Source organism: Micromonospora sp. SYSU B005 (assembly GCF_055362685.1).
Genome location: NZ_JAXCFU010000002.1, coordinates 677,398 through 702,698, shown reverse-complemented (window position 1 = coordinate 702,698; position 25,301 = coordinate 677,398). Strand labels below are relative to the sequence as shown.

At 74.3% G+C, this 25,301-nt stretch carries 24 protein-coding genes; 16 read left to right on the top strand and 8 right to left on the bottom strand.

Annotation, left to right across the window (positions count from 1 at the left end):
- Window positions 1-599: 599 nt before the first annotated feature.
- Window positions 600-980 carry a YccF domain-containing protein gene (locus tag SM452_RS08590; RefSeq protein WP_262015221.1) on the bottom strand — a complete coding sequence of 127 codons (381 nt, stop codon included), beginning with the start codon at window positions 978-980 and terminating at the stop codon, window positions 600-602.
- A gap of 128 nt (window positions 981-1,108) precedes the next feature.
- On the opposite strand from SM452_RS08590, the gene SM452_RS08585 reads away from it, so the two are divergent.
- The 5 genes from SM452_RS08585 to SM452_RS08565 are packed head-to-tail and all read left to right on the top strand — an operon-like array spanning window position 1,109 to window position 5,283.
- Window positions 1,109-2,236, top strand: a complete 1,128-nt coding sequence (locus SM452_RS08585) for an FUSC family protein (RefSeq protein WP_357210574.1) — start codon at window positions 1,109-1,111, stop codon at window positions 2,234-2,236.
- A gap of 10 nt (window positions 2,237-2,246) precedes the next feature.
- A complete protein-coding gene (locus SM452_RS08580; protein ID WP_463839661.1) occupies window positions 2,247-3,356 on the top strand; it encodes a M24 family metallopeptidase in 1,110 nt (369 codons plus the stop codon).
- A complete protein-coding gene (locus SM452_RS08575) occupies window positions 3,353-4,495 on the top strand; it encodes an acyl-CoA dehydrogenase family protein (protein ID WP_013286268.1) in 1,143 nt (380 codons plus the stop codon). The genes SM452_RS08580 and SM452_RS08575 overlap by 4 nt, the downstream gene beginning before the upstream one ends.
- A 9-nt stretch (window positions 4,496-4,504) precedes the next feature.
- The gene (locus SM452_RS08570) at window positions 4,505-4,720 is read left to right on the top strand and encodes a DUF433 domain-containing protein (RefSeq protein ID WP_262015218.1); all 216 of its coding nucleotides are present in this window, start codon (window positions 4,505-4,507) and stop codon (window positions 4,718-4,720) included.
- 59 nt (window positions 4,721-4,779) lie between these two features.
- Window positions 4,780-5,283 (top strand): Lrp/AsnC family transcriptional regulator, encoded by a 504-nt coding sequence (locus SM452_RS08565; protein ID WP_128138189.1) that lies wholly within the window; start codon window positions 4,780-4,782, stop codon window positions 5,281-5,283.
- On the opposite strand, the gene SM452_RS08560 is transcribed toward SM452_RS08565, so the two are convergent.
- Both SM452_RS08560 and SM452_RS08555 read right to left on the bottom strand, forming a co-directional pair.
- Window positions 5,216-5,827 carry a histidine phosphatase family protein gene (locus tag SM452_RS08560; protein WP_355512200.1) on the bottom strand — a complete coding sequence of 204 codons (612 nt, stop codon included), beginning with the start codon at window positions 5,825-5,827 and terminating at the stop codon, window positions 5,216-5,218. The genes SM452_RS08565 and SM452_RS08560 overlap by 68 nt on opposite strands.
- Window positions 5,828-5,892: 65 nt before the next feature.
- Window positions 5,893-6,681: an EamA family transporter gene (locus SM452_RS08555; protein ID WP_463839660.1), complete on the bottom strand. Its 789-nt coding sequence runs from the start codon at window positions 6,679-6,681 to the stop codon at window positions 5,893-5,895.
- A 73-nt stretch (window positions 6,682-6,754) separates the two neighbouring features.
- On the opposite strand from SM452_RS08555, the gene SM452_RS08550 reads away from it, so the two are divergent.
- Entirely contained in the window at window positions 6,755-7,672 is a 918-nt protein-coding gene (locus SM452_RS08550) for a LysR substrate-binding domain-containing protein (protein ID WP_463839659.1), read from the top strand.
- A gap of 123 nt (window positions 7,673-7,795) precedes the next feature.
- Window positions 7,796-7,990 (top strand): CsbD family protein, encoded by a 195-nt coding sequence (locus SM452_RS08545; protein ID WP_463839658.1) that lies wholly within the window; start codon window positions 7,796-7,798, stop codon window positions 7,988-7,990.
- 57 nt (window positions 7,991-8,047) lie between these two features.
- On the opposite strand, the gene SM452_RS08540 is transcribed toward SM452_RS08545, so the two are convergent.
- A complete protein-coding gene (locus tag SM452_RS08540) occupies window positions 8,048-9,454 on the bottom strand; it encodes a KamA family radical SAM protein (RefSeq protein ID WP_262016190.1) in 1,407 nt (468 codons plus the stop codon).
- A 143-nt stretch (window positions 9,455-9,597) separates the two neighbouring features.
- Here SM452_RS08540 and kdd point away from each other — a divergent pair, with 143 nt between their 5' ends.
- From kdd to SM452_RS08510, 6 genes are all read left to right on the top strand, one after another.
- The gene (kdd, locus tag SM452_RS08535; protein ID WP_355512194.1) at window positions 9,598-10,659 is read left to right on the top strand and encodes an L-erythro-3,5-diaminohexanoate dehydrogenase; all 1,062 of its coding nucleotides are present in this window, start codon (window positions 9,598-9,600) and stop codon (window positions 10,657-10,659) included.
- A 4-nt stretch (window positions 10,660-10,663) separates the two neighbouring features.
- Complete coding sequence (locus SM452_RS08530; RefSeq protein WP_262016192.1) at window positions 10,664-12,235, top strand: amidohydrolase; 1,572 nt, start codon at window positions 10,664-10,666, stop codon at window positions 12,233-12,235.
- A complete protein-coding gene (gene kamD, locus SM452_RS08525; RefSeq protein WP_402806097.1) occupies window positions 12,232-13,791 on the top strand; it encodes a lysine 5,6-aminomutase subunit alpha in 1,560 nt (519 codons plus the stop codon). Before SM452_RS08530 ends, kamD begins: the two co-directional genes overlap by 4 nt.
- Window positions 13,788-14,540 carry a lysine 5,6-aminomutase subunit beta gene (kamE, locus tag SM452_RS08520; protein WP_463839657.1) on the top strand — a complete coding sequence of 251 codons (753 nt, stop codon included), beginning with the start codon at window positions 13,788-13,790 and terminating at the stop codon, window positions 14,538-14,540. Before kamD ends, kamE begins: the two co-directional genes overlap by 4 nt.
- Complete coding sequence (kal, locus tag SM452_RS08515) at window positions 14,540-14,932, top strand: 3-aminobutyryl-CoA ammonia lyase (RefSeq protein WP_463839656.1); 393 nt, start codon at window positions 14,540-14,542, stop codon at window positions 14,930-14,932. Before kamE ends, kal begins: the two co-directional genes overlap by 1 nt.
- 120 nt (window positions 14,933-15,052) lie before the next feature.
- Entirely contained in the window at window positions 15,053-16,402 is a 1,350-nt protein-coding gene (locus SM452_RS08510) for a glutamate mutase L (RefSeq protein WP_262016195.1), read from the top strand.
- Window positions 16,403-16,822: 420 nt separating this feature from the next.
- Here SM452_RS08510 and SM452_RS08505 read toward each other — a convergent pair whose 3' ends face one another.
- The 3 genes from SM452_RS08505 to SM452_RS08495 all read right to left on the bottom strand — a co-directional run bounded on the left by SM452_RS08505 (window position 16,823) and on the right by SM452_RS08495 (window position 21,755).
- On the bottom strand, window positions 16,823-17,605 hold the full coding sequence (locus SM452_RS08505) for an ABC transporter permease (protein ID WP_262016196.1): 783 nt from the start codon (window positions 17,603-17,605) through the stop codon (window positions 16,823-16,825).
- The gene (locus SM452_RS08500) at window positions 17,602-18,576 is read right to left on the bottom strand and encodes an ATP-binding cassette domain-containing protein (protein ID WP_355512183.1); all 975 of its coding nucleotides are present in this window, start codon (window positions 18,574-18,576) and stop codon (window positions 17,602-17,604) included. The genes SM452_RS08505 and SM452_RS08500 overlap by 4 nt, the downstream gene beginning before the upstream one ends.
- Window positions 18,577-18,644: 68 nt before the next feature.
- Complete coding sequence (locus SM452_RS08495; RefSeq protein ID WP_463839655.1) at window positions 18,645-21,755, bottom strand: ATP-binding protein; 3,111 nt, start codon at window positions 21,753-21,755, stop codon at window positions 18,645-18,647.
- A gap of 110 nt (window positions 21,756-21,865) precedes the next feature.
- Here SM452_RS08495 and lnt point away from each other — a divergent pair, with 110 nt between their 5' ends.
- From lnt to SM452_RS08480, 3 genes are read left to right on the top strand one after another with little or no spacing between them, the layout of a single operon-like run.
- On the top strand, window positions 21,866-23,455 hold the full coding sequence (gene lnt / locus SM452_RS08490; protein ID WP_463839654.1) for an apolipoprotein N-acyltransferase: 1,590 nt from the start codon (window positions 21,866-21,868) through the stop codon (window positions 23,453-23,455).
- A gap of 26 nt (window positions 23,456-23,481) precedes the next feature.
- The gene (locus SM452_RS08485) at window positions 23,482-24,273 is read left to right on the top strand and encodes a polyprenol monophosphomannose synthase (RefSeq protein ID WP_262016200.1); all 792 of its coding nucleotides are present in this window, start codon (window positions 23,482-23,484) and stop codon (window positions 24,271-24,273) included.
- A 53-nt stretch (window positions 24,274-24,326) separates the two neighbouring features.
- Complete coding sequence (locus SM452_RS08480; protein WP_355512177.1) at window positions 24,327-24,866, top strand: FxsA family protein; 540 nt, start codon at window positions 24,327-24,329, stop codon at window positions 24,864-24,866.
- Between the two features lie 65 nt (window positions 24,867-24,931).
- Here the strand turns inward: SM452_RS08480 and SM452_RS08475 are convergent, their stop codons facing one another.
- Entirely contained in the window at window positions 24,932-25,273 is a 342-nt protein-coding gene (locus SM452_RS08475) for an RNA polymerase-binding protein RbpA (protein ID WP_007070998.1), read from the bottom strand.
- Window positions 25,274-25,301: the final 28 nt, after the last annotated feature.

Sequence of the window (25,301 nt, the reverse complement as noted above, 5' to 3'; positions counted from 1 at the left end):
GCCGCATTCGCATCCTTCCCGCCGCCGAGGTGGGGCGATCACCCCATCCTCCTAGGATGCCGTAAGGGTGGCGAGGCCGGTCGCTCACGGCGAACAGGGAGCTGGCCGCCACCACGGGAAGGGGGTTGGTCTCGCGGCCAACTGGGGCCTCATTGCGGCTGCGGCGCTGACGTTCGCGCTTCAGACGCGCGCCTCCGGGCTCGCGCTCGGGACCTGCGCGATCTTGGTACGAAAAGGCCCTCAGGGGGGCCACTTCGTACCAAGATCTTCATGCCGTCCCGCGTCGCGGGACACTGGTCCCGGTGGCCGAGATCGTGGCGGGTCGTCCTCGGCCGCGAACGTCAAGTCGCCGTGCGACCGTGGTGCGACTGGAACGCCATGGGTGCCAAACAGGGCCGGAGACACCCATGGCGTTCCAGTGGCCGGTGAATCCCCCGTGGCGGGGAGAGGTGGACGGGACGCAGGGGAACGGCCGCGCCGACGGTCGGCCCGTCGGCCACGTCGACTGTTGACGGTCAGCCGCGCCTATTGCTGACGGTCAGCCGTGCCGACCGCCAGCGGTCAGCCGGAACGGCGAGGAGGCCGGACCGCCTACGCGGTTACGGCGTTTCGACGACCTCCTGGCCGAGCGGCCACAGCGCCGCCGGGACCAGCTTGAAGTTCGCCACCCCGAACGGGATGCCGATGATCGTCACGCAGAGCGCGATGCCGGCGAGGATGTGCGACAGGGCCAGCCACCAGCCGGCCAGCACCACCCAGAGCACGTTCGCCAGGCCGGAGGGCAGCCCGGCGCCCGGCTTGCGCACGATCGTGCGCCCGAACGGCCACAGCGAGTACGACGCGAGCCGCAGCGAGGCCACGCCGAAGGGGATGGTGACGACGAGGACGAAGCAGATCAGGGCGGCGATGCCGTAGCCCAGGGCCAGGACGAAGCCGCCGCCGAAGACGAGCCACAGCAGGTTCAGCAGAAAGCGGATCACCACTCCATGATCCCTCGCGTCCGCAAGCGCGTGGCGGCGTGGGAATACCGGCGTGAGTGCCGGGTAGAGGAGGGCGTGATCGAGCCCGAGCCCTCGTGCCTGTGGTGCCCGGGCAGGCGGGCGGTGCGGTGACCCCCGTGGCTCCGGCGGCGCGCCGCGAGATCCGGGAGGCGTACGAGCGGCTGCGCCGGTACTTCATCGTGGCTCTCCAGGCCGGTCTGGCCGCCGGTCTGGCCTGGTACGTGGCGAGCACGCTGCTCAAGAACCCGCAGCCGCTGTTCGCGCCGGCGGCTGCGGTGGGCACCATCGCCGCGGCGATCGGCAACCGGATCCGCCGTACCGCCGAACTGCTCGGCGGTGTGATCGTCGGCGTGCTGGTCGGCGACCTGATCATCAAGCTGATCGGGGCCGGTCCGGTGCAGACCGGCCTGGTGGTCGCGCTGGCGATCTCGCTGGCGGTGGTGATCCGGGGCAACGGCGCCGTGATGGTGCAGGCCGGCAGCACCGCTGTGCTGCTGGGCACCGTGGAGCCCAACGCGCCCGACCTGGCCGTGCCGCGTACCGCGAACGCGCTGGTGGGCGGCGCGGTGGCGGTGGTGGTGGCGCTGCTGCTGTTGCCGTTGAACCCGGTCCGGGTGGTGCACCGCGCGGCCGGGCCCACGCTGGACCTGTTCGCCAACGAGCTGACGGCCACGGCGAACGCGCTCACCGCCCGGGACGCCGGGGAGGCCGAGGGGGCGCTGCGTCGCCTGGAGGCGGCCGAGGTCGAGCGGAAACAGACCACCGAGATCGTCGCGGCGGCCCGCGAGGTGACGTCGCTGTCACCGTGGCGGTGGCGGCGACGGGCCCAGTTGCGCCGCTACGAGAACGCGGGCGCCCACCTGGAGCTGGCGTACACGAACAGCCGCAACATGGTGCGCCGGGTGGTGGCGTTGCTGGAGGCCGGGGAGCCGGTTCCGGCGGCCCTGCCGGCCGGGGTCGAGGCGTTCGGGCAGTCGCTGCGGCTGCTGCACCGAGACTTCCTGGCCGGGCGGCCGCCGGACATCGCGCGGGCGCGGGCGCGGGACGCCGCGCGGGAGGCCGGCCGGGCGCGTGCCGCCGGTCTGGGTTTCTCCGGCACGATCGTGGCCTCGCAGCTGTTCATCGTGGTCGGCGAGTTGCTCCGGGCATCGGGCATGACCAAGATCGAGGCGGACCGGATGGCCGGCGTCTGCGAGCATCGCCCGGACTCCCGTCCGGACCCAAACGACCGTTAAGCTTCGGGGTGTGGGAATCGAGGAACTGTACCCCGCCGGGCGTCTCGTCGCGGCCCAGCGCGCCACCGCCGCGGCGGGCCTGGACGCGCTGCTGCTCACCCCGGGTTCCGACCTGCGCTACCTGACCGGCTACGACGCCCGCGAGGGGGAGCGGCTGACCTGCCTGGTGCTGCCCGCCGAGGGCGAGCCGACGCTGATCGTGCCGGTGCTGGAGCGGCCGGACGCCGAGGCCGCGCCCGGCACCGGGTACCGGATCGTCGACCACGCCGACGGCACCGACCCGTGGCCGCTGGTGCGCGCGGCGCTGCCCGGCCCGGTCCGCGCCGTCGGGCTGGCCGACCGGATGTGGGCGCAGCAGGTCCTCGCGCTGCGCGACGCGCTGCCCGGCGCGGCCCAGCGGCTCGCCTCCGACGTGCTGCGGGAGATGCGGATCCGCAAGTCGCCGGCCGAGGTGACGGCGCTGGCCGAGGCGGGCGCCGCGATCGATGCGGTGCACCTGCGGATGGGGGAGTGGCTGCGCCCCGGCCGCACCGAGCGCGAGGTCGCCGCCGACCTCGCCGCCGCGATCCGGGCGGCCGGGCACGCCGCCGTCGACTTCGTCATCGTCGCGGCCGGGCCGAACGGCGCGAGTCCGCACCACGGCATCTCGGACCGCCCGATCGGCGCCGGTGAGCCGGTGGTGGTCGACATCGGCGGCACGATGCCGTCGGGCTACCGCTCCGACTGCACCCGCACGTACGTCGCCGGCGGTCCCGCCCCGGCCGAGTTCGTGGACTACTACGCGGTGCTGTGGGAGGCGCAGCGCGCCGCCGTGGCCGCCGTCGCGCCGGGTGTGACCGCCGAGGCCCTCGACGCGGTCGCCCGCGACGTCATCGCCGCCGCCGGTTTCGGCGACGCCTTCCTGCACCGCACCGGTCACGGCATCGGCCTCGACGGCCACGAGGAGCCGTACGTGGTGACCGGTAACCCCCGGCCGCTTCAGGCCGGCATGGCTTTCTCGGTCGAACCCGGGATCTACCTCGCCGGGCGGCACGGAGCCCGGATCGAGGACATCGTCGTCTGCACGACGGACGGCGGGCAACGGCTCAACACCACCCCCACGGAGCTCATCGCGCTATGAACGTCGACCGGATCCTGCCCACCGACGAGGCCCACGACCTGCTGGACCTCGCCACCGAACTCGCCGACCGGGAGCTGGCTCCGGCCGCCGCCGGTTTCGAGGCCCGCGCCGAGTTCCCCCGGGAGGTGCTGCGCACCCTGGGCCGGGCCGGCCTGCTCGGCCTGCCGTACGCGGAGGAGCACGGTGGCGCGGCGCAGCCGTACGAGGTGTACCTCCAGGTGCTGGAGATCCTCGCCAGCCGGTGGCTGGCAGTGGCCGAGGCGGTCAGCGTGCACACGCTGTCCTGCTACCCGCTGGCCCAGTTCGGCACGGACGAGCAGCGCAAACTGCTGCCGGACATGATCGGCGGGGAACTGCTCGGTGCGTACTGCCTCTCCGAGCCGCAGGGTGGCTCGGACGCGGCGGCCCTGACCACGCGGGCGGTGCGCGACGGCGACGCGTACGTGGTGACCGGCACCAAGGCGTGGATCACGCACGCCCGGGTGGCCGACTTCTACAACATCTTCTGCCGCACCGGCGGTCCCGGCCCGAAGGGCATCTCCTGCCTGCTGGCCGACCGGTCGACGGCGGGCATCCACCCGCAGGCCGCCGAACGCACCATGGGCCTGCACGCCTCGCCGATCGCGCAGATCGCCTTCGACGACGCCCGGGTGCCGGCGGAGCGGCTGATCGGCGGCGAGGGCGCCGGGTTCACCATCGCGATGTCCGCGCTGGACTCCGGCCGCCTGGGCATCGCCGCGTGCGCGGTGGGCCTGGCCCAGGGCGCGCTGGACTACGCGGTCGGCTACGCCCGGGAGCGCCGCCAGTTCGGCCGCGCGATCATCGACTTCCAGGGGCTCGGGTTCAACCTGGCCGACGCCGCCACCCAGATCTCCGCCGCGCGGGCGCTCACGCTCGCCGCCGCGCGGCTGCGCGACGCCGGCCGCCCGTACTCGATCGAGGCGGCCAAGGCGAAGCTGTTCGCCACTGACGTGGCGATGCGGGTGACCACCGACGCGGTGCAGGTGCTCGGCGGCGCCGGGTACGTCGCCGACCACCCGGTCGAGCGGTACATGCGGGAGGCCAAGGTGCTCCAGATCGTCGAGGGCACCAACCAGATCCAGCGTCTGGTCATCTCGCGTGCGCTGGCGAAGGGCTAGCCTGTCGCGGTGACCTTCCCCCGGATCACCGTGGACCCCGACGTCATGGGGGGTGCGCCCTGCGTACGGCAGTCGCGCATCCCCGTGGCCACCCTGCTGGCCATGATGGCCGAGGGCATGTCCGTCACGGACATCCTCACCGACCTGCCGTTCCTGGACGAGGAGGACATCGCGGAGGTGCTGAACTACGCCGCGGACGCGGTGCGCGACCGGACGGCGCGCTGAGCGTCACCACGGCGGGCCGGGTACGGCGTGGGAGCGCTTTTCCGGCTACTGTGCAGCGCGTGGAGGAGATCGACCGTGCCATCGTCGCCGCGCTGACCGGGGACGGTCGGCTGTCGTACACGGATCTGGCCGAGCGGGTGGGCCTGTCGGTGTCGGCCGTGCACCAGCGGGTCCGCCGGCTGGAGCAACGCGGGGTGATCAAGGGGTACGCCGCGCGGGTGTCGTTCGAGGCACTGGACCTGCCGCTGACCGCGTTCGTGGCGATCCGGCCGTTCGACCCGTCCCAGCCGGACGACGCGCCGGAGCGGCTGGCGCACCTGCCCGAGATCGACTCGTGCTACTCGGTGGCGGGGGAGGACTTCTATCTCCTGCTGGTGCGGGTGGCCGGCCCGGCCGACCTGGAGCGGGTGCTGCAGGAGATCCGTACCGCCGCGAACGTCACCACGCGCACGACAGTGGTGCTGTCCACGCCGTATGAGAACCGGCCGCCGAAGATCAGTGGCGAGCTGACCGGCCGGGGTCGTCCCCGCCCGTCGGCGGAGCCGGCAGGTTCCACCGCCTGAGCACCCGCCGGCCGTGCTCGTGCCCGAGCACGCTGAGCGTGGCGGTGTCCAGCCGCAGCAGCGCCCCGGCCGAGGGCGGCAGCCCGATCCAGCGCGCCCCGAGCACGCGCAGGCTGTGCCCGTGCCCGACGAGCGCGACATCGCCCTGTTCCAGCAGCGGCGCGATCCGGTCCAGCACGCGGTCCAGGCGGGCGCCCACCTGCTCCGGTGACTCGCCGCCGGGGCCGCCGTCGGCCCAGATCGACCAGCCGGGCCGGTCGGCCTGGATGTCCGCGGTGGTGCGGCCCTCGTACTCGCCGTAGTTCCACTCGGCCAGGTCCGGCTCGATCGCGTCGACGGTGAGCCCGGCCAGGGCGGCGGTGCGGGTGGCCCGCTGCCGGGGGCTGGACAGCACCCGGGCGAAGCGCCGGCCGGCGAGCAGCGGGGCCAGCGCGCCGGCCTGCCGTTCGCCGTCGGGGGTCAGGTCCAGATCGGTGTACGAGGTGTGCCGGTGGGCGGCGCTCCAGCTGGTCTCGCCGTGCCGGATCAGCAGGATCTCGTTCACCGGCCCAGTCAACCACGCCGGGGCGGGCCCGGCCCGCCGCCGACGGTTAACCGGGGAAGCGGGCGCTAGCGGGCCGCCGGCGTGGGTTCGGTCAGGCCGTCGCGTGCCGGGACCGGCCGGCCGGACGCCCGTTCCCGGGCGCGTGCGCCGCCGGGGCGCAGTTGCAGGACCGCGACGGAGGCCAGCACCAGTGCGCCGCCGGCGAGCTGCGCGGGGGTCAGGGCCTCGCCGAGGGTGAGCGTGGCCAGCGCGGCGGTGACCACCGGTTCGAAGGTGGACAGGATGGCCGCGGTCGACGGACCGGTCCGCTTCAGCCCGGCGAAGAACGCCAGCATCGCCACGACCGTGGAGATCACGGCGATGGCGGCCAGCCAGAACCATCCCCGCCACCCGAAGCTCAGGTCGGCGCCGCCGGTGACCAGGGCGCGAGCGCCGAGGGTGCCGGCGGCACCCGTCATCACCAGCGCCGACAGCGCCACGGGTGCCAGCCGGTGCACGACGGTGTCGGAGACCAGGATGTAGACCGTGTAGGTGACGGCGGCGGCGAAGGCCAGCAGCGCCCCGAGCGGATGGAAGCCCGCGCCACCGGCGCCGAGCAGGACCAGCAGCGTTCCACCCGAGGCGGCCACCACCCGCCCGCGCCTCGTCGCCGGCCGCACACCGCTGTCGTCGCCCGGCGCCGCGCGGCGCCGGGCCGGCCGGGTGAGCAGGACGAGCCCGAGCAGTACGGCGGCCAGGCCGAAACGCACCAGCAGCAGAGCCGTCGGGGAGACACCCGCGTCGTACGCGAGCTTGCCGAAGACGGCCATCGCGCCGAAACAGGCGGCGGACAGGAGACACAGCGCGGCACCCACGCGCCAAGGATCACCGGTGCCGACTGCTCGGGTCCAGCGATGAATTCCGCAGGTGAATCATTAGGATTCCCGCATGATCGAGCTGGACCTGCGGCGGTTGCGTTTCCTGCGGGAGTTCGAGGAGCGCGGCACGATGGCCGCTGTCGCCGCGGCTCTGGGCTACAGCCCGTCGACTGTGTCGCAGCAGCTGGCCCTGCTGGAGAAGGAGGCGGGTGTCCGGCTGCTGGGCCGGGCGGGCCGCGGCGTACGGCTCACCGAGGCCGGGCACGTGCTCGCCCGGCACGCCCGGGTGCTGCTGTCGGCGGCGGAGGCGGCGGAGGCCGACCTGGCCGCGCTCGACGGTGACGTCCGGGGGAGCGTCCGGGCGGGCGGCCTGCAATCGGCGGCGCGCCGCCTGCTCGTGCCGGCCGTGGCCCGGATGAGAGCCGAGCACCCGCGGGTGCGGGTGGAGATCTTCGAGCTGGAACTCGAACAGTCCCTGCCGGGCCTGCGGCTGGGCGCCGTCGACCTGGTCATCGGCGACGAGTACGACAGTCAGCCCCGCCCCCGCCCGCCGGGGCTCCGTTTCACGCTCCTGCTCGAGGAGCCCTTGCGGCTCGTGCTTCCCGCCGCGCATCCCCTCGCCGGGACCGGGGGACACGTCGCGGTCGCCGACCTGCGGTCCGAGGTGTGGACGGCCTCCGCCGAGGGCACCGGGCACCACGCCATGGTGGTCGGGACGTGCCGCCGTCTCGGCGGCTACGAACCGGACCTGCGGCACCGGTCCAGCGACGCGGACGTGCAGCTGGAGCTGGTCCGGGCCGGGGCGGCGGTCGCCCTGATGCCGGCGCTGGCCCTGCCCGGGGACGACCCGGCGCTGGCGGTGCGGGGCATCGCCGAGACCGCTCTCCGGCGCCGCCTGGTGGCTGTCACCCGGGGCACGCCACCGGCGCCCGCCCTCACCGCGTTCCTGGCCGCCGTCACGGACCGCGTCCGCGACCTGAACCGGTAGGCACACACCTTCAACCTATTATCCTAGGACGCCCTACGCGATGCGCGCCGGTCAACAGCGTTTGACACGACACGCACCGGGGACGCGACAAGGGCAAGGCGCAGCCGGACGAGGGAGGGCGACATGAGCTTCACCGACAAGGCGAAGAACAAGGCCCAGGAGATGAGCGGCATGGCCAAGGAGCGGATCGGCGACGTGACCGACAACGAGCGGTTGCGGTCCGAGGGCGCCTCCGAGCAGAGCACGGCGCGGGCCCGGCAGGCCGGGGAGCACGCCAAGCAGGCGGGCCGCGACGTCAAGGACGCCTTCAACAAGTGAGTACGCGAACGGCGGGCCACCTCAGCGATGAGGTGGCCCGCCGTCGGTTGTCCGGGGTCAGTCGTCGCGGTGGGCGAGCCACCAGGCCTGGCCGGCCTCGGGCAGCGTGTCGATCGGGTCGTAGTAGGCGTAGCGCTTGTTCAGCGCCTCCAGGTCGGCCGACTCGATCGAGGTGCGGTAGTTCTTCGTCCAGTACGAGATGCCGCGCTCACGGTCGTAGTCGGTGAGCATGTGCACCCAGCGCTTGCCGACGAACGGCACGTCGCAGACGATCCGCGGGGTGGCGTAACCGGGCAGGTAGCCCATGATGTCGTGCTGGAGCTGCTGGGCGTGCCAGACCGGGACGCGCCAGTGCTCGGCGTTGGGGATCATGTCGCACATGTAGAAGTAGTACGGCAGGATGCCCGCCTCGCCCTGCAGCGCGAAGCAGAGGTCGAGCAGGTCGGCGCTGGTGGCGTTGACGCCGCGCATGAGTACGCCCTGGTTGCGCACGTCTCGGACGCCGACGTCGAGCGCGGTCTGGGCGGCCTTGGCGACCAGCGGGGTCAGCGACTGGGCGTGGTTGACGTGGGTGTGGATGGCCAGGTTGACGCCGCGGCGGGCGGCGGTGCGGGCGACCCGTTCGAGGCCCTCGACCACGTCGGGCTGGAGCCAGTGCTGGGGCAGGCCCATGAGCGCCTTGGTGGCGAGCCGGATGTCGCGGATCGTCTCGATCTCCAGCAGGCGCATCAGGTACGACTCGAGGTTGCGCCACGGCACGTTGGCGACGTCGCCGCCGGAGACGACAACGTCGCGTACGCCGGGGTGGGCCTTGAGGTAGGTGATGTGGGCGTCGTAGCGGTCGACCGGCTTGAGGGTGAGCTTGAGCTTGTCGACGGCGGGGGTGGAGTTGCCGACGAGGTCCATGCGGGTGCAGTGGCCGCAGTACTGCGGGCAGGTGGAGAGCAGTTCGGCGAGGACCTTGGTGGGGTAGCGGTGGGTGAGACCCTCGGCGACCCACATGTCGTGCTCGTGGAGGCTGTCGCGGCTGGCGTACGGGTGCGACGGCCAGTCGGTGCGCCGGTCGGAGGCGACCGGGATCATGTAGCGGCGGATCGGGTCGGCCAGCAGCGCCTCGGTGCTCATCGGCTGATGCGGCACCATGGTGTTGAGCATCTGCGGCGGCACCAGCATGGACATGGTGGCCAGCGCCTTCTGGTCGGCCTCCAGGTCGGCGTAGAAGGTCTCGTCGACGGTGTCGCCGAGGACAGCGCGCAGCTGCTTGATGTTCTTGACGCAGTTGACCCGTTGCCACTGGGCGCTCTCCCACTGTTCGCGGGTGATGTGGCGCCAGCCGGGGAAGCGGGTCCAGTCGGGTTCGACGAGGGGCGCGCGGCGGTATTCGTAGGGCTGTCCGGCGGTCGGAACGGCGACCGGCGCGGGGCGGGGCGTCGGGATGGTCTCCACCGGTTGGGTCTGGGTCACGGCCCCTCCTCGTCAGTGTGCGGTTTGATCAACGGATGCGTAGGCTACTGGAAAATCTGCGGTGAAGAAATTAGTCTGCCGGAAGTTTTCCCGCGACGCGACTCCTGGCCGGGGGTTCGGGCGGCTGGACATAGGGGGTCGGCGTGACGTCACCGGTGGGTCTGCACCGAGTCGTGGAACCGGCGGGGGTGCTCCCGCAGGCGGCCTGGCGGCTGGACCCGGACCCGCGGATCGCGGCGAACGAGGTCCGGATCCGGGTCGAGCGGCTGAACCTGGACGCGGCGAGTTTCCGGCAGCTGGCGGAGAAGCACGGCGGCGACGGGGAGAAGGTCCGCGCCGAGGTGCTGGAGATCGTGTCGGCCCGGGGGAAGATGCAGAACCCGGTGACCGGTTCCGGCGGCATGCTGATCGGCACCGTCGAGGAGGCGGGCCGCCGCTCGCCGCTGGGGCTGAAGGCGGGTGACCGGGTGGCGACGCTCGTGTCGCTGACGCTGACGCCGCTGACGATCACCGACGGGCTGGCCCGCTGGGACGGGCGCAGCGAGCAGGTGCCGTGCGACGGGTACGCGATCCTGTTCGCCCGGTCGATCGCGGCGGTGCTGCCGCCGGACCTGCACCCCGAGCTGTCCCTGGCGGTGCTGGACGTGTGCGGGGCGCCGGCGTTGACGGCGCGGGTGGTGGCCGAGCAGGTGGCACGGCGCTCGCGGGAGGGTGATCGGCGTCCGGTGTCGGTGGCGGTGATCGGCGGGGCCGGCAAGAGCGGGTCGCTGTCGCTGGCGGCGGCGCGGCGGGCGGGCGCCGCCCGTACCGTCGGGGTGGTTCCGGTGGCGTCGGAGCGGGACGCGCTGACGGCGGCCGGGCTGGCCGACGTGGTGGCGCTGGCCGACGCGCGGGATCCGGTGGGGCTGTCGACGGCGGTGACGACGGCGCTGGGTGTGCCGGCGGACGTGACAGTGGTGTGCGTGGACGTGCCGGGGTGTGAGCACGGCGCGGTGCTGGCCACGGCGGACGGCGGTACGGTGATCTTCTTCTCGATGGCGACGAGCTTCGCGGCGGCGGCGCTTGGTGCGGAGGGCCTGGCGGCGGACGTGACGATGCTGGTGGGCAACGGGTACGTGCCGGGGCACGCGGCGCTGGCGTTGGATCTGTTGCGTGCCGAGCCGGGGGTGCGCGGCCTGTTCGAGGCTCGTCTGACGGCAGACTGAGACCATGACGAACCCCTCGACGCTGTATCGCGGTGGAGTGCTGCACTGTCCGGCGGACCCGAGCGCGACGGCGCTGCTGGTGCGGGACGGGCGGATCGCCTGGTTGGGTACGGACGCGGACGCGCCGCGGGCGGACCGGGTGGTGGAGCTGGGCGGTGCGCTGGTGACGCCGGCGTTCGTCGACGCGCACGTGCACGCGACCGATACCGGATTGGCGTTGTCGGGGCTTGATCTGTCGGCGGTGCGGTCGGCGGATGGGCTGCTGGAGGCGGTGTCGGCGTTCGCGGCGGGTCTGCCGGGTGACGCGGTGGTGCTGGGGCACGGCTGGGACGAGTCGGGCTGGGCGGATCCGGCGTTGCCTGATGCGGCGGCGCTGGACCGGGCGGCCGGTGGGCGGCGGGTGTATCTGTCGCAGGCGTCGATCCATTCGGCGCTGGTGTCGGCGGCGCTGCTGGCGGCGTGCCCGGAGGTGGTGTCGGCGGCCGGGTTCGAGGCGTCGGGGTGGCTGCGGCGCGACGCGCATCACGTGGTGCGGGCGGCGGCGTTCGCGTCGGTGTCGCGGGCGCAGCGGGTGGCGGCGCAGCGGCGGGCGCTGGAGCATGCGGCGTCGCTGGGTGTCGCGGCGGTGCACGAGTGCGGTGGTCCGGACATCTCCGACGAGGAGGACTTCACCGGGCTGCTGGCGATCTCGGGGGCCGGGGTGCCGGAGGTGTACGGGTACTGGGGTGAGTTGCTGGGTGCGGCGAAAGCCCGGGAGCTGGGTGCGGTGGGCGCGGGTGGTGACCTGTTCGCCGACGGGGCGCTGGGGTCGCGGACGGCGCACGTGTCGGCGGCGTACCTGGACGGTGAGGCGGGGGCGTGCGGGCACGGGTACGTGTCGGCGGAGCAGGTCCGTGATCATCTGCTTGATTGTGCGGCGCACGGGTTGCAGGGCGGGTTCCACGCGATCGGGGACGCGGCGATCGGGACGGTGCTTGCGGGTTTCGGGCTGGCGGCGCGGTCGCTGGGTGTGGACCGGTTGCGGGCGGCCCGGCACCGGGTGGAGCACGCGGAGATCATGAGCAAGGCGTTGATCGCCGGGTTCGTGGAGTACGGGATCGTGGCGTCGATGCAGCCGGCGTTCGACAGGTTGTGGGGCGGCGCGGGCCGGATGTACGAGTCGCGGCTGGGGTTGGCGCGGTCGCTGGAGTCGAATCCGATGGGTGCGATGCACGGCGTCGGGGTGGCGTTGGCGTTTGGGTCGGATTCGCCGGTGACGCCGCTGGATCCGTGGGGGTCGGTGCGGGCGGCGGCGGCGCATCACAACCCGGCGCAGCGGATGAGTGTGCGGGCGGCGTTCGCGGCGCACACGCGCGGCGGGTGGCGGGCGGTGCACCTGGACAACGAGGGTGTGCTGGCGTTGGGGGCGCCGGCGACGTTCGCGGTGTGGGACACCCCGGCGGGCGTGGAGCGGGGGCTGCCGGTGGTGCTGGCCGAGGATCCGGAGTTGCGGGGCGCGGACGATCCGACGCCGCTGCCGGTGTGCCGGGCCACTGTGTTGCGCGGTGACGTGATCTATCAGGAAGGGTCTTCGTGACAGGGAAGCTTGGGCTGGATCCGGCGCTGGTGGCGCGGGCGCGGGAGTTGGCGCGCCGGGCCGGGCAGCCGGTGGTGGATCTGGCGCGTAGTCACACCACGGTGTCGGTGGAGCGGGCGGTGCTGCGGCTGGCCGGGGTGACCGGCGCGGACCCGGACGGTATTCCGTGGGTGAACCGGCTCGTGGACGCGGTGGTCGCGGACGTGGGTCTGGGGCACGGGGTGGCGGCGCCGGTGTTCGACGCGCTGGCGCGTGAGGGCATCACCGATGTGACGTTGCTGGCGCAGAAGGCGGCGGCCGGGTCGGTGCGGTTCGCGCAGCCGTCGGGGAAGGCGGCGACGGCGGCGCGGCGGGCGTCGCGCAAGGCGGTCGCGGCGGGGGTGCGCAGCATCGACCGGCGGCGCGCGGAGCGGGACCGCCTGGTGAAGCGGTTCGGTGATCCGGAGCGGCGGCCGTGGATCTACCTGATCGTGGCGACGGGTGACATCTACGAGGACATCCCGCAGGCGCAGGCGGCGGCGCGGGCCGGCGCGGACGTGATCGCGGTGATCCGGTCGACGGGGCAGTCGCTGCTGGACTACGTGCCGGAGGGGGCGACCCGGGAGGGTTTCGCGGGCACGTACGCGACGCAGGAGAACTTCCGGTTGATGCGGGCGGCGCTGGACGAGACGTCGCGGGAGCTGGGCCGGTACGTACGGCTGACGAACTACGCGTCGGGTCTGTGCATGCCGGAGATGGCGACACTGGCCGGGTTGGAGCGTCTGGACATGATGCTCAACGACTCGATGTACGGGATCCTGTTCCGCGACATCAACCCGATCCGTACGTTCGTGGACCAGCGGTTCTCGCGGCAGGTGCACGCGCGGGCGGGGATCATCATCAACACCGGTGAGGACAACTACCTGACCACCGCTGACGCGGTGGACGAGGCGCACACGGTGACGGTGTCGCAGCTGCTGAACGAGTTCTTCGCGCACGAGGCGGGGCTGGCGGACTGGCAGCTGGGGCTGGGGCACGCGTTCGAGATCAACCCGGATGTGCCGGAGTCGTTCCGGTTGGAGCTGGCGCACGCGTTGCTGGCGCGGGAGTTGTTCCCGGATGCGCCGTTGAAGTGGATGCCGCCGACGAAGCACATGACCGGTGACGTGTTCCGGGGCAACCTGCTGGACGGGTTCTTCAACCTGGTGGGCACGATGACCGGGCAGGGGATCCTGCTGGTGGGGATGATGACCGAGGCGGTGGTGACGCCGTGGTTGTCGGACCGGGACATCGCCCTGCAGAACGTGCGGTACGTGCTGGGCGCGGCGGGCGGGTTGCACGAGGACTTCGTGCCGGCGCCGGGCGGGTTCATCCAGGAGCGGGCGCACCGGGTGCTCGGTGAGGCGGTGGATCTGCTGGAGCGCATCGGGGACCAGTCGTTGCTGACGGCGATCGCCGAGGGCACGTTCGGGATCATGAAGCGGCCGGCGGACCGCGGGAAGGGCCTTTCCGGGGTGGCGCGGCACGAGGCGGACTACTACAACCCGGCCACGGAGATCCTGGAGCAGACCCTGTGAGCGAGAAGACGGTCGTGCGGCCGTACGGGGACACCACCGGTGACGGCATGGTGCAGGTGTCGTTCACGTTGCCGGTGCCGCACGACAAGCGGGCCGAGGGCGCGGCGGTGCAGCTCGCCAACAAGATGGGCATGGACCCGGCGATGCTGGTGCACGCCAAGCCGATCGGTGACGGGTTCACGTTCTTCGTGGTGTACGGGCGGGTGAACCACCTGGTGGACCTGTCGAAGGTGAAGGTGGTGGAGCGTGACTATCCGCTGCTGTCGGCCAAGGAGGTCAACGCGGTGGTGAAGCGGCGGCTGCGCCGCAAACTGTCGGTGGTGGGCGCCTGCATCGGCACCGACGCGCACACCGTCGGCATCGACGCGATCCTCAACGTCAAGGGCATCGCCGGCGAGAAGGGCCTGGAGTACTACCGGGAGCTGAAGGTCACGAACCTGGGCGCGCAGGTGAGCGTGCCGGAGCTGGTCGAGGCGGCCCGGCGGGAACGCGCCGACGCGGTGCTGGTGTCGCAGGTGGTGACGCAGCGCGACGCGCACCTGCACAACACGCGGGAGATGTCGGCGGCGTTCCGGGAGGCGATGCCGGCCGGGCGCCGGCCGCTGCTGATCGTCGGCGGGCCCCGGTTCGACGAGACGATGACCGGCGAGCTGGGCGTGGACCGGATCTTCGGCCGTGGCACCACCCCGGGTGAGGTCGCCAGTTACCTCGTCCACGCTTTGATCACCTCCAGGAAGGCGAACACCTGATGAGCGATCCCCGTGTCGGTCTGACAGTCACCCACCGCCGGTACGTGCCGTACTCCCACGCCCACTACGCGGGCAACCTGGTCGACGGGGCGTACGCGCTGGGGTTGTTCGGGGACGTGGCGACCGAGGTGTGCATCCGCACCGACGGCGACGAGGGGTTGTTCGCCTCGTACTCGGACGTGCAGTTCCGGGCGCCGATGAAGGCCGGTGACGTGCTGGAGGTGACGGCGACGGTGACCCGGGTGGGCACCCGCAGCCGCACCGTCGACTTCGCCGCGACTGTGGTGTGCCGGGGCCGCCCGGACAAGGGCGAGTCGGCCGCCGAGGTGCTCGACGAGCCGATCGTGGCGGTCACCGCGACCGGCACGGTGGTCGTGCCGCCATCACCGTGAGCGCGAGGAGCGAGCCGGTGTTGCGAGCCCCGCAGTCGCGAACGAAGGCGAGCCCGGCGTGAGCGCGAGGAGCGAGCCGGTGTTGCGAGCCCCGCAGTCGCGAACGAAGGACGGCCCAGCGTGAGTGCGCCGGTGTCGCGCGTCGTCGTCTGCGCGGACGTCGGGTCGACGTACACGAAGGCCGCGGTGGTGGACCTCGACGGCGGCCGGCTGGTCGCGGCGGCGTCGGCGCCCACCACGGTGGGCACTGATGTGCTGCACGGCCTGGACGCCGCGGTCGGCGCGGCCACCGCGTCGGCGGGGGTCGCTGAGGTGCCCTGGTACGTGTGTTCGTCGGCCGGGGGTGGGCTGCGCCTCGCGGTGGTGGGTTACGAGCCCCTGGTGACCGCCCAGGCGGGCCGACGGGTCGGTCTGTCGGCGGGCGCGAACGTGGTGCACGTGGCGGCGGGTCGGCTGTCCGGGGCGGACGTGGCGGCGTTGCGGGCGGCCCGCCCGGACGTGGTGCTGCTCGTGGGCGGCACCGACGGCGGGGACGCCGAGACGGTGACGCACAACGCGACGCGGCTGGCGAAGGCCCGGTTCCGGGTGCCGGTGGTCCTCGCCGGCAACGCCGACGTGCGTGCCGACCTGCACGCGCTGCTGGCGGGTGCGGGGGTGCCGGTGACGGTGGCGGACAACGTGCTGCCCCGCATCGGGGTGCTGGAGCCGGCGTCGGCGCGGGCGGCGATCCGGGAGGTGTTCCTGCGGCACGTCATCGGCGGCAAGAAGCTGTCCCGGGGTACGCGGTTCGCGCGGCTGGTCCGCGCCGCCACGCCCGACGCGGTGCTCACCGGCGTGGAGGTCCTCGCCGGCACGCTCGGCGGTGACCTCGCGGTGGTGGACGTGGGTGGGGCCACCACCGACGTGTACTCGGTGCTCACGCCCGACGAGCGGGACAGTGGCCCCAGTCAGGAGGTCGCCGGGACGCTGTGGCGGGCCCGCACCGTCGAGGGGGACCTGGGCATGCGGTGGAGCGCGCCGGGTGTGGTGCGCGCCGCGGCCGAGGAGCGGCTGCTGGACGCGGCCGAGGAGGCGCAGCTGACGGCTGCGGCGGCGGTACGGGCGGCCGACCCGGGGTTCCTGCCCGCCGGTGACGGTGAGCGGGCCGTGGACCGGCGCATCGCGGCGCTGGCGGCGACTGTGGCGTTGCGGCGGCACGCGCGTGGTGCGGCGACGGGGGAGCGGGCCGGGCGGGACCTGCGGGAGGTGAAGCTGCTCGTCGGTTCCGGCGGGGTGCTGCGGCACGCCGACCCGGGTGACGCGGCGGCGGTGCTCGACGCGGTGCTCACCGACCACGCCGGCGGGTGGGCGTTGCCGCGGGCGGCCCGCCCGGTCGTCGACGTGGACTACGTGCTGGCCGCCGCCGGGCTGCTCGCCGACGATCATCCGGGTGCGGCGGCGGCGATGCTGCGGCACCACCTCGGCGCCTGAAGCAGCCTCAGGAATCGAGACGCGCCGACGCGACACGCCGTGTCGCAACACACGACAGGCCCGGGTGGGTTGACAGCGGCGGGGGTCTACGCCGTACCGTCTTTGAGTCCTACCACGGGAAGCGGCTGTTGTTCGCTTCGTCCCTTCGTCCGCTGGCCGAGCGACCGGAAGGTTGCGGCGGCCAGGTCCAGCGGGCGGGGGTCGGCGGGGCGGCGCGAACCGGTCGCGGTTACCGGTGTACGGGCAGGGTGAGAGGCACGGCCAGTAGACAACGGCCAGGCGGGGGCAGCCAGTCCACGTCGGGTCGGTCCGAAGGTCGGCGCCGATCGTCTTCGCCCCACCGGCCGGGAAGGGCCTGGGAGCATCGGGGCGCGGCTTCGGCCGCGCCCCGATTTCATCCCCCCGATACCCCGGCCCTTGTCAGCGGCCGAGCCGCCGGTAGCGGCGCACCGCCGCCGGCGCGGCCACCGCGATCAGCGCCAGCGGCCAGGCGATCGCCAGTTCCAGCGCGTGCCGGGCCGGCCACGAGTCGCCGCTCAGGCCCGGGTTGCCGAACAGGTCCCGGGCCGCCGCCACGGTCGCCGACAGCGGATTCCAGGCGGCGATCGCGCCCAGCCAGTCCGGCATCAGCTCCGGTGCCACGAACACGTTGGACAGCGCGGTCAGCGGGAACGCCAGCGGGAACACCACCACCGCGACCGTGTCCGGGTTCGGCACGAGCAGCCCGAACAGGATGCCCACCCAGGTCATCGCGACGCGCAGCAGCAGGATCAGCGCCACCGCGGCCAGTGCCGGGCCGACGCCCTCGCGCCACTGCCAGCCCACCAGCAACCCGCACACCACCAGCGTGGTCATCTCCAGGCAGGCCCGTACCAGGTCGGCGCCGGCGCGGCCGGACAGCAGCGCCGAACGGGCCATCGGCAGGGACCGGAACCGGTCCACCACACCCCGGCCGGCGTCCACCGCGATCGCCGACGCGGTCGCGCCGAGGCCGTACAGCATCGTCATGACGAACACGCCCGGCAGCAGGAACTCCCGGTAGCTGCCGTCGCCCGGCACGGACATGCCGCTGCCGAACACGTAGCCGAACACCAGCACGAACATGATCGGCAGGCTGAAGTAGAGGATGATCTCCTCGGGGGCGCGGACCACGTGCCGCATGTTCCGCCCGGCCATCAGCCACCCGTCGGTCAGCGCCCTCACGACGCCACCCCCACCCGCTGCGCGTCGGCGTGGCCGCCGGTGAGCCGCAGGAACGCCTCGTCCAGTGTGGGACGGCGGACCAGCACGTCGTCCACGGCGATCCCGGCGTCGTCGAGGGCCCGCAGCACGGCGGTGAGCACGGCGATCCGGTCGGCCACCGGCGCGTCCACACGCCGCAGCTCGACGTCCACTGTCGCGGCCGCGCCGGTGGCGCGTTCCACCACCGCCGCCGCGGCGGGCAGGTCCGCCACGTCGCGGACCACCAGTTCCAGCCGGTCGGCGCCGATGCGTGCCTTCAACCGCTCCGGGGTGCCCTCGGCCACGACCCGGCCGGTGTCGATGACGCACACCCGGTCGGCGAGGTGGTCGGCCTCCTGCAGATATTGGGTGGTCAGCAGCACCGTGGTGCCGTCGTCGACCAGTTCCCGCACCGCCGTCCACAGGCCGTTGCGGCTGCGCGGGTCCAGGCCGGTGGTCGGCTCGTCGAGGAACAGCACCCGCGGTGGCACCACCAGGCTGGCGGCGAGGTCCAGGCGGCGGCGCATCCCACCGGAGTAGCCGCCCGCCGACCGGTCCGCCGCCTCGGTCAGGCCGAACCGGTCCAGCAGCTCGTCGGCGCGGCTGCGGGCCCGGCGCGCGGACAGCCGCCGCAGCCGCCCGAACAGCACCAGGTTCTGCCGTCCGCTGAGCACCTCGTCGACCGCCGCGTACTGTCCGGTGAGGCTGATCGCGGCGCGGACCCGGTCCGGGTCGGAGGCGACGTCGTACCCGGCCACTCTGGCCCGGCCGGCGTCGAAACGCAGCAGCGTGGTGAGGATACGCACCGCTGTGGTCTTCCCTGCCCCGTTCGGGCCGAGCACCCCGTACACGGTGCCGGCCGGCACGGCCAGGTCGAAGCCGTCCAGGGCGGTGGTGCGTCCGTACGTTTTTCGTATCCCGTCGGCCAGCACGGCCGTCGCGTCGTCGGTCATGGGAGTCAGCGTCACCGGCGGCGCTGACCGGGCGCGTACCGCGCGCGCACCGGGCGGCGCCGCGCCGGTCAGCGCCCGTCGACCAGCGCCAGCGCCCGCTGCCGGGGCAGGTCCGCGCCCCGGGCGTACGCGGTGGCGAACGCCGCCTCACCCAGGTGTTCCCGCAGCTCGGCGGCGGTGGGTGTGCCGGCCGGGGCGTCTGCCGCGCCGGTGCCTGCGAGCAGCGCCGCCGCCGCGCCCAGCAGCCGCGCCGCCGACTCGGGGTGGCCGTCGCGCAGCAGCGGCCCGGCCAGCCCGTCCGCGGCGGCGGCCACCACCGGCACGTCCCACACCCCGACGCCGGCGGTGAGGACCTGCCGGTAGTGGGCGCGGGCCGCAGCCGGGTCGCCGGTGGCGTCGGCGAGCTGCCCGAGCGTCACCAGCGCCGCGAGCCGCACCACGTCGGCGCCGAACCAGCCCGACGGGCATTGCGCGACCGCCCGCTCGCACAGCGTCCGCGCCCGCTGCGGGTCGCCGTCACGGCGGGCGATCTCGCCGAGCCCCAGGTACGCGGCGGCGACCAGCTCCGGCGCGCCGGCCGGCCCGGCGATGCGCCGCACCCGCCGGAAGTCCTCGGCCGCGCCGGTCAGGTCACCGGCGGCGAGCCGCCCGTCGGCGCGGGTCCGCAGCAGTTCCGCCAGGTCCAGGGTGGAGCCGAGCTGCTCGGCCAGCTCCAGCGCCTCCGCCATCGGCGCGGCCGCCGACGCCACGTCACCGGTGCGGTAGGCGGCCTCGGCGTGGGTGGACAGCGTCACGATCATGCCCCAGCGGTCGTCGAGGGCCCGGAACCCGGCGAGCGCGCCGTCCAGGTCGGCGTGGGCCTGGGCGTGACGGCCGTGCAGCAGGCTGACCATCGCGGTGCCCAGCAGGCCCAGCGCCCGGCTCCACGGGTCGGTGCCGAGCAGCCGGTCCCGAACGGCCTGCTCGTGCAGCGCCGCCGCGTCCTCCGGCGACGGCGGGCCGCTGGCCATGCCGGACAGGTAGAGCAGGAACGGATGCCGGGGCGGCCGGGCCAGGGTCCACAGGATCCGCGACGCGGCGTCGACCTCGCTGCGCTCGCCGCCACCGGCGAGCGTGGCGATCAGCAGGGCCAGCGCGTACTCCTCGGCCAGGTCGTCGGGCGGGCCGCCGAGCCGGTCGACCAGCCGCCGGGCCAGCGCCGCGCCCTCCCCGCGCAGGCCCCGCAGCCACCAGTAGAACGCCAGCGCCGCGACCAGCCGCAACCCGGTCGCGGTGTCCGCGTGCCGCAGCGCCGCGTGCAGGTCGTCGCGGGCGGCGTCGAGGCGGCGCAGCCACCGCTCCTGGCCGCCGCCGCGCAGCGCCGCGTCGCCGGCCTGTGCCAGATCCAGGAAGTACGCGGCGTGCGCGTCGCGCACCCGCCCGGTGTCGCCGTGCTCGGCGAGGCGGGCGGATGCGAACTCGCGGATCGTCTCCAGCATCCGGTAACGCCCGCCGGTGGCCTCCACCAGCGACTTGTCCACCAGGCCGGTGAGCACGTCCAGGACGTCGCCGGCGTCCGGCGCGCACACCGCCTGCACGGCGGCCAGATCGGCGGCGCCGGCGAACACGCTCATCCGGGCGGCCAGCCGCCGCTCCGGCTCGTCGAGCAGGTCCCAGCTCCACCCGACGACCGCCTCCAGCGTGCGGTGGCGGGGTGCCGCGGTGCGGTCGCCGCGGCGCAGCAGCCGGAACCGGTCGTCCAGCCGGGCCGCGACCTGCGAAACCGGCAGGGCCCGCAGACGCGCCGCGGCCAGCTCCAGGGCCAGCGGCAGCCCGTCGAGGGTACGGCAGATCCGCAGCACCGCCGGGGTGGTGGCGTCGTCGAGGGTGAACCCGGGCGACACGTCGGCGGCCCGGTCGGTGAACAGCCGCACCGCCGGGTACGCGGCCGCGGCCTGCGGTGCGGCCGGCCCGTCCGGGGCGGGCAGCCCACCGACCGGGCACAACGCCTCGCCGGTGAGGCCCAGCGGTTCCCGGCTGGTGGCGAGCACCCGCAGCCCCGGCGCGGCAGCGAGCAGCCGGCCGGTCAGCCGGGCCGCGTCGTCGATCACGTGCTCGCAGTTGTCCAGCACCAGCAGCAGCCGCCGGTCGGCCAGCGCCGCCACCAGCCGGCCGGTCAGGTCGGCGGGGCCGCCGGGGGTGCGCAGGGCGGCGTCGCGCAGGTCCAGCGCGGCCAGCACCGCGGGCGCGACGGGCGCGCCGGTCGCCACGGCGGCCAGCTCCACCAGGCACACCGGCCCGTCGTGGCCGGACGCGACGGCGGTGGCCAGGCGGGTCTTGCCGGCGCCGCCCGGGCCGTGCAGGGTGACCAGCCGCGCCGCGCCGAGCAGTTCGTGCACCCGCCGCAGCTCCGGTTCCCGGCCGACGAAGCTGGTGAGCGGGCTGGGCAGCCGGACGGCCGGCGCGGGCTCGTCGCGCAGCAGCGCCGTGTGCAGCGCGGCCAGTTCCGCCGACGGGTCGGTGCCCAGTTCCTCGGCCAGCACCCGGCGGGCGTCGGCGTAGACGGCGAGCGCCTCGGCGCGGCGGCCGGCACCGTGCAGGGCCCGCATCAGCTGCCCGTGCAGCCGTTCCCGCAGCGGATGCGCCGCCACCAGGTCCCGCAGCTCGGCGATCAGCGGCGCCCCGGCCGGCGCCAGCGCCAGTTCCGCCTCCACCCGGTCCTCGACCGTGGCCAGCCGCGCCTGGCGCAGCCGGGCCGCCTCGGCGTCGGCGAACGGCGCGTCCGTCACGTCCGCGAGGGGTTCGCCGCGCCACAGCCCGAGCGCGTCGCGCAGCAGCGCCGCCGCGCCGGCCGGGTCACCGGCGGCGAGCGCCGCCCGCCCGGCCGCGGCCAGCCCGGCGAACCGGTGCACGTCGACGCGCTGCGGGTCGACCGCCAGCCGGTAGCCGGCCGGACCGAACTCGATGGGCGCGCCGGGCAGCAGCCGGCGCAGCCGCGACACCTGCGACTGCAGCGCGTTCGCGGCCTGCTCGGGTGGCCGGTCGCCGTACACGCCGTCGACGAGACGCTGCGGCGCCACGGTGCGGCCGGCGTCGAGCAGCAGCAGCACCAGCAGCGCGCGCAGCCGCCCACCGGCGACGGGCAGGACACTGCCGTCGGCCGCGTACGCCTGGGTCGCGCCGAGCACACCGAACCGCATGCGCCTGATTGTCGCCTGCCAGCGCCGCGCCGGTGGCACGCCCCACACCGGTTCGGCTCACCGCCGGTACGGGCGGGTAGCCTTCGGCCCGTGATCGTGGGGAGAAGCCGGTGACGACGCTGGAGCAGGAGCAGCCGCGCACCATCGCCGAGGGGGCACGTCCCCTGCCGCTGACGCTCGCCGTGCCGGCCGCCGTGCTGGCCGGGCTGGCGCTGCTGCTGGCGTTCCCGCCGTACGGGATGTGGCCGCTCGCGCCGGTCGGGGTGGCGTTGCTGGCCGCCGCGGTGCACCGGCGGCGGCTGCGCGCCGGCGCGGGACTGGGCCTCCTGACCGGGGTGGCGCTGTTCGCGCCGCTGCTGGAGTGGACGAACCTGCACACCGGCTACCTGCCGTGGGCGCTGCTGTCGCTGCTGCAGGCCGCCTACCTGGCGCTGCTGGGCGCCGCCACCGCCTGGGTGTCGCCGCTGGCCGACCGGCACCGGGCGGCGTGGCCGCTGCTCACCGGTGTGCTGTGGGTGGGGCAGGAGGCGCTGCGTGACCGCACCCCGTTCGGCGGGTTCCCGTGGGGCCGGCTGGCGTTCAGCCAGGACACGTCGCCGCTGCTGAAGCTCGCCGCGCTCGGCGGCGCCCCGCTGGTCACGTTCGCCGTCGCGGTCGCCGGTGGGCTGCTGGTCACCGCCGCGTGGCGGGACTGGCGGCGTGCGCCCGGGCAGTGGCGGCCGGTCGCCGGGCTCACCGCCGCGCTGGTGGCGCTGCTCGCCGCCGGTACGGCCGTGCCGACCGGGGTACGCGGCGCGGGCGACACCGTCACCGTGGCGATCGTGCAGGGCAACGTGCCGCGCCTCGGGCTGGACTTCAACGCGCAGCGGCAGGCGGTGCTGAACAACCACGTCGACGCGACGCTGGAGCTGGCGCGGCGGGTCGCCGAGGGCGGCCAGGACCGTCCGGACGTGGTGGTGTGGCCGGAGAACTCCAGCGACATCGACCCGCTGCGCAACCCGGGGGCGGGGGAGCGGATCTCCCAGGCCGCCGACGCGATCGGCGCGCCGATCCTGGTCGGCGCGGTGCTGGTCGGGCCCGGCCGGGGTGAGGTGCGCAACGCGGGGCTGCTGTGGCGGCCGGGCACCGGCCCTGACCTGGACCAGGTGTACACGAAGCGGCATCCGGTGCCGTTCGCCGAGTACGTGCCGCTGCGGTCCATCGCCCGCAAGGTCAGCTCCCAGGTCGACCGGGTCCGGTCCGATTTCGTCCCCGGTGACCGTCCCGGCGTGCTGAACACCGGCCCGGCCGTGCTCGGCGACGTGATCTGCTTCGAGGTCGCCTACGACGGCATCGTCCGGGACACCGTCACCGGCGGCGCGCAGCTGCTGGTGGTGCAGACGAACAACGCCACGTTCGACGTGGCCGAGGCCCGCCAGCAGCTGGCGATGGTGCGGCTGCGGGCCGTGGAGCACGGCCGGGCCGCGTTGATGGCCTCCACGGTCGGGGTGTCCGGGTTCGTTTCCCCGGACGGGCGGGTAGACGGTGCGACCGGGTTCAACACCGCCGCGGTGGTGGTGCGGCAGATGGAACTCGGCGACGGGCGTACCCCGGCGACCACGGCCGGGGTGTGGCCGGAGGTGGCGCTGACGGCGCTGGCGGTCGCGGCCCTGGCCGGCGCGGCCGTGCTGCGCCGCCGCCGGGAGGTCGCTCCCGGCTGAGCCGACGAGCGGGAGGCGGTGCGACGGTGGGCGTGGCAGCCGACAGGAGGAAGGTCGGCCATCCCGGGGTGGGGCGGGTCCTGGTGGTCATCCCCACCTACAACGAGGCCGACAACGTCGGGCGCATCGTCGCCCGGGTACGCGAGGCGGCGCCGGCGGTGGACGTCCTCGTCGCCGACGACAACAGCCCCGACGGCACCGGCGCGATCGCCGACACGATCGCCGACGGCGACCCGGGGGTGCATGTGCTGCACCGGGCCGGCAAGGAAGGGCTCGGCGCGGCCTACCTGGCCGGGTTCGCCTGGGCGCGCTCCCGCGGCTACGACGCGGTGGTGGAGATGGACGCCGACGGCTCGCACGCCCCGGAGGACCTGCCGGCGCTGCTGCACGCCGCCCGCGACGCCGACGTGGTGATCGGCTCCCGGTGGACGCGTGGCGCGCGGGTGCTGAACTGGCCGTGGCGGCGGCTGCTGCTGTCCCGGGTCGGCAACCTGTACGCGCGGCTGGCGCTGGGCATGCCGGTAAGCGACGCCACCGGCGGCTACCGGGTGTACCGGTCCAGCGCGCTGGACGCGATCGACCTGGACTCGGTGCGGTCCCAGGGGTACGCGTTCCAGGTGGAGCTGTCGCGGCTGGCGCACCGCGCCGGGGTGCGGATCGTGGAGGTGCCGATCACGTTCGCCGAGCGGGAACACGGCGACAGCAAGATGAGCCCGCTGATCGTGGCGGAGGCGTTGTGGCGGGTCACCCGCTGGGGGGTGCGGGACCGCCTGGCGACCGCTCCTGCCCGCCCGGACGCGCTCGCCCGCTGGCCTTGAGCGAGGGCGTGTCATGCTTGAGGGGCGTGATGACCCCGGGCTGATGAGGTGAGATGCGCCGAGGACTGAAGTACGTGCCACCGGCCCTGCTGCTGTTCGCGCTGCTGGAGCTGACCGTTTTCGTGCTGGTCGGCCGGGCCGTCGGGTTCGGCCCGGCGGTGCTGCTGGTGTTCGGGGCGTCCCTGCTGGGGCTGGTGCTGCTGCGCCGCGAGGGCATGCGGGCGTGGCGCGGTTTCCGCGCGGCGGCGCAGGCAGGCCGGCCGCCGGGCGCCGAGGTGACAGACGGCCTCGTCGGTCTGCTGGGTGCGCTGCTACTGGCGCTGCCGGGCCTGGTCAGCGGCGTGGTGGGCCTGCTGTTGCTGGTGCCGCCGCTGCGCCGGCTGGCCGGCGGCGGGGTGCGCCGGGCCACCGAGCGGCGGGTGTCGTCGATGGTCGCCGGTGACCTGTTCGGGCCGCGCCGGGTGCGTGTGTACCGGGGCGCGCCGCAGCCGGCCCCGGAACCCGCGCCGGCCCCGTCGCCTGGGCCCGCGCCGTCGCCTCAGCCGGTCACCGACCCGGGCAAGGCCATCGAGGGCGAGATCGTCGACCGCTGAGACGGTCGTCAGACAGCGAAACGCCCCCGGGTGATCCCGGGGGCGTTTCGGCGCGTTACGGACGGTCAGGCACGACCGCGGCGGGTCCGGACCTCCTGGAGCCGCTCGGCGAGGATGTCCTCCAGCTCGGCGATCGAGCGCCGCTCCAGCAGCATGTCCCAGTGGGTACGCGGCGGCTTGGCCTTCTTCTGCTCCGGCTCGGTGCCGTCGACCAGGCGGGCGACGCTGCCGTCGAACTTGCACTCCCAGGTCGTCGGGACCTCGGCGTCGACGGCGAACGGCACCTCGAACTGGTGCCCCTTGGCGCAGAGGTACTCGCGGGTCTGGCGCGGCGCGAGCTCCGTGTTGCGGTCGGACTCGTAGCTGACCGCTCCCAGCCGGCTACCGCGCAGCATGCGCTCGCCCATGATCGACTTCCCCTCGTTCGTGGTGCTG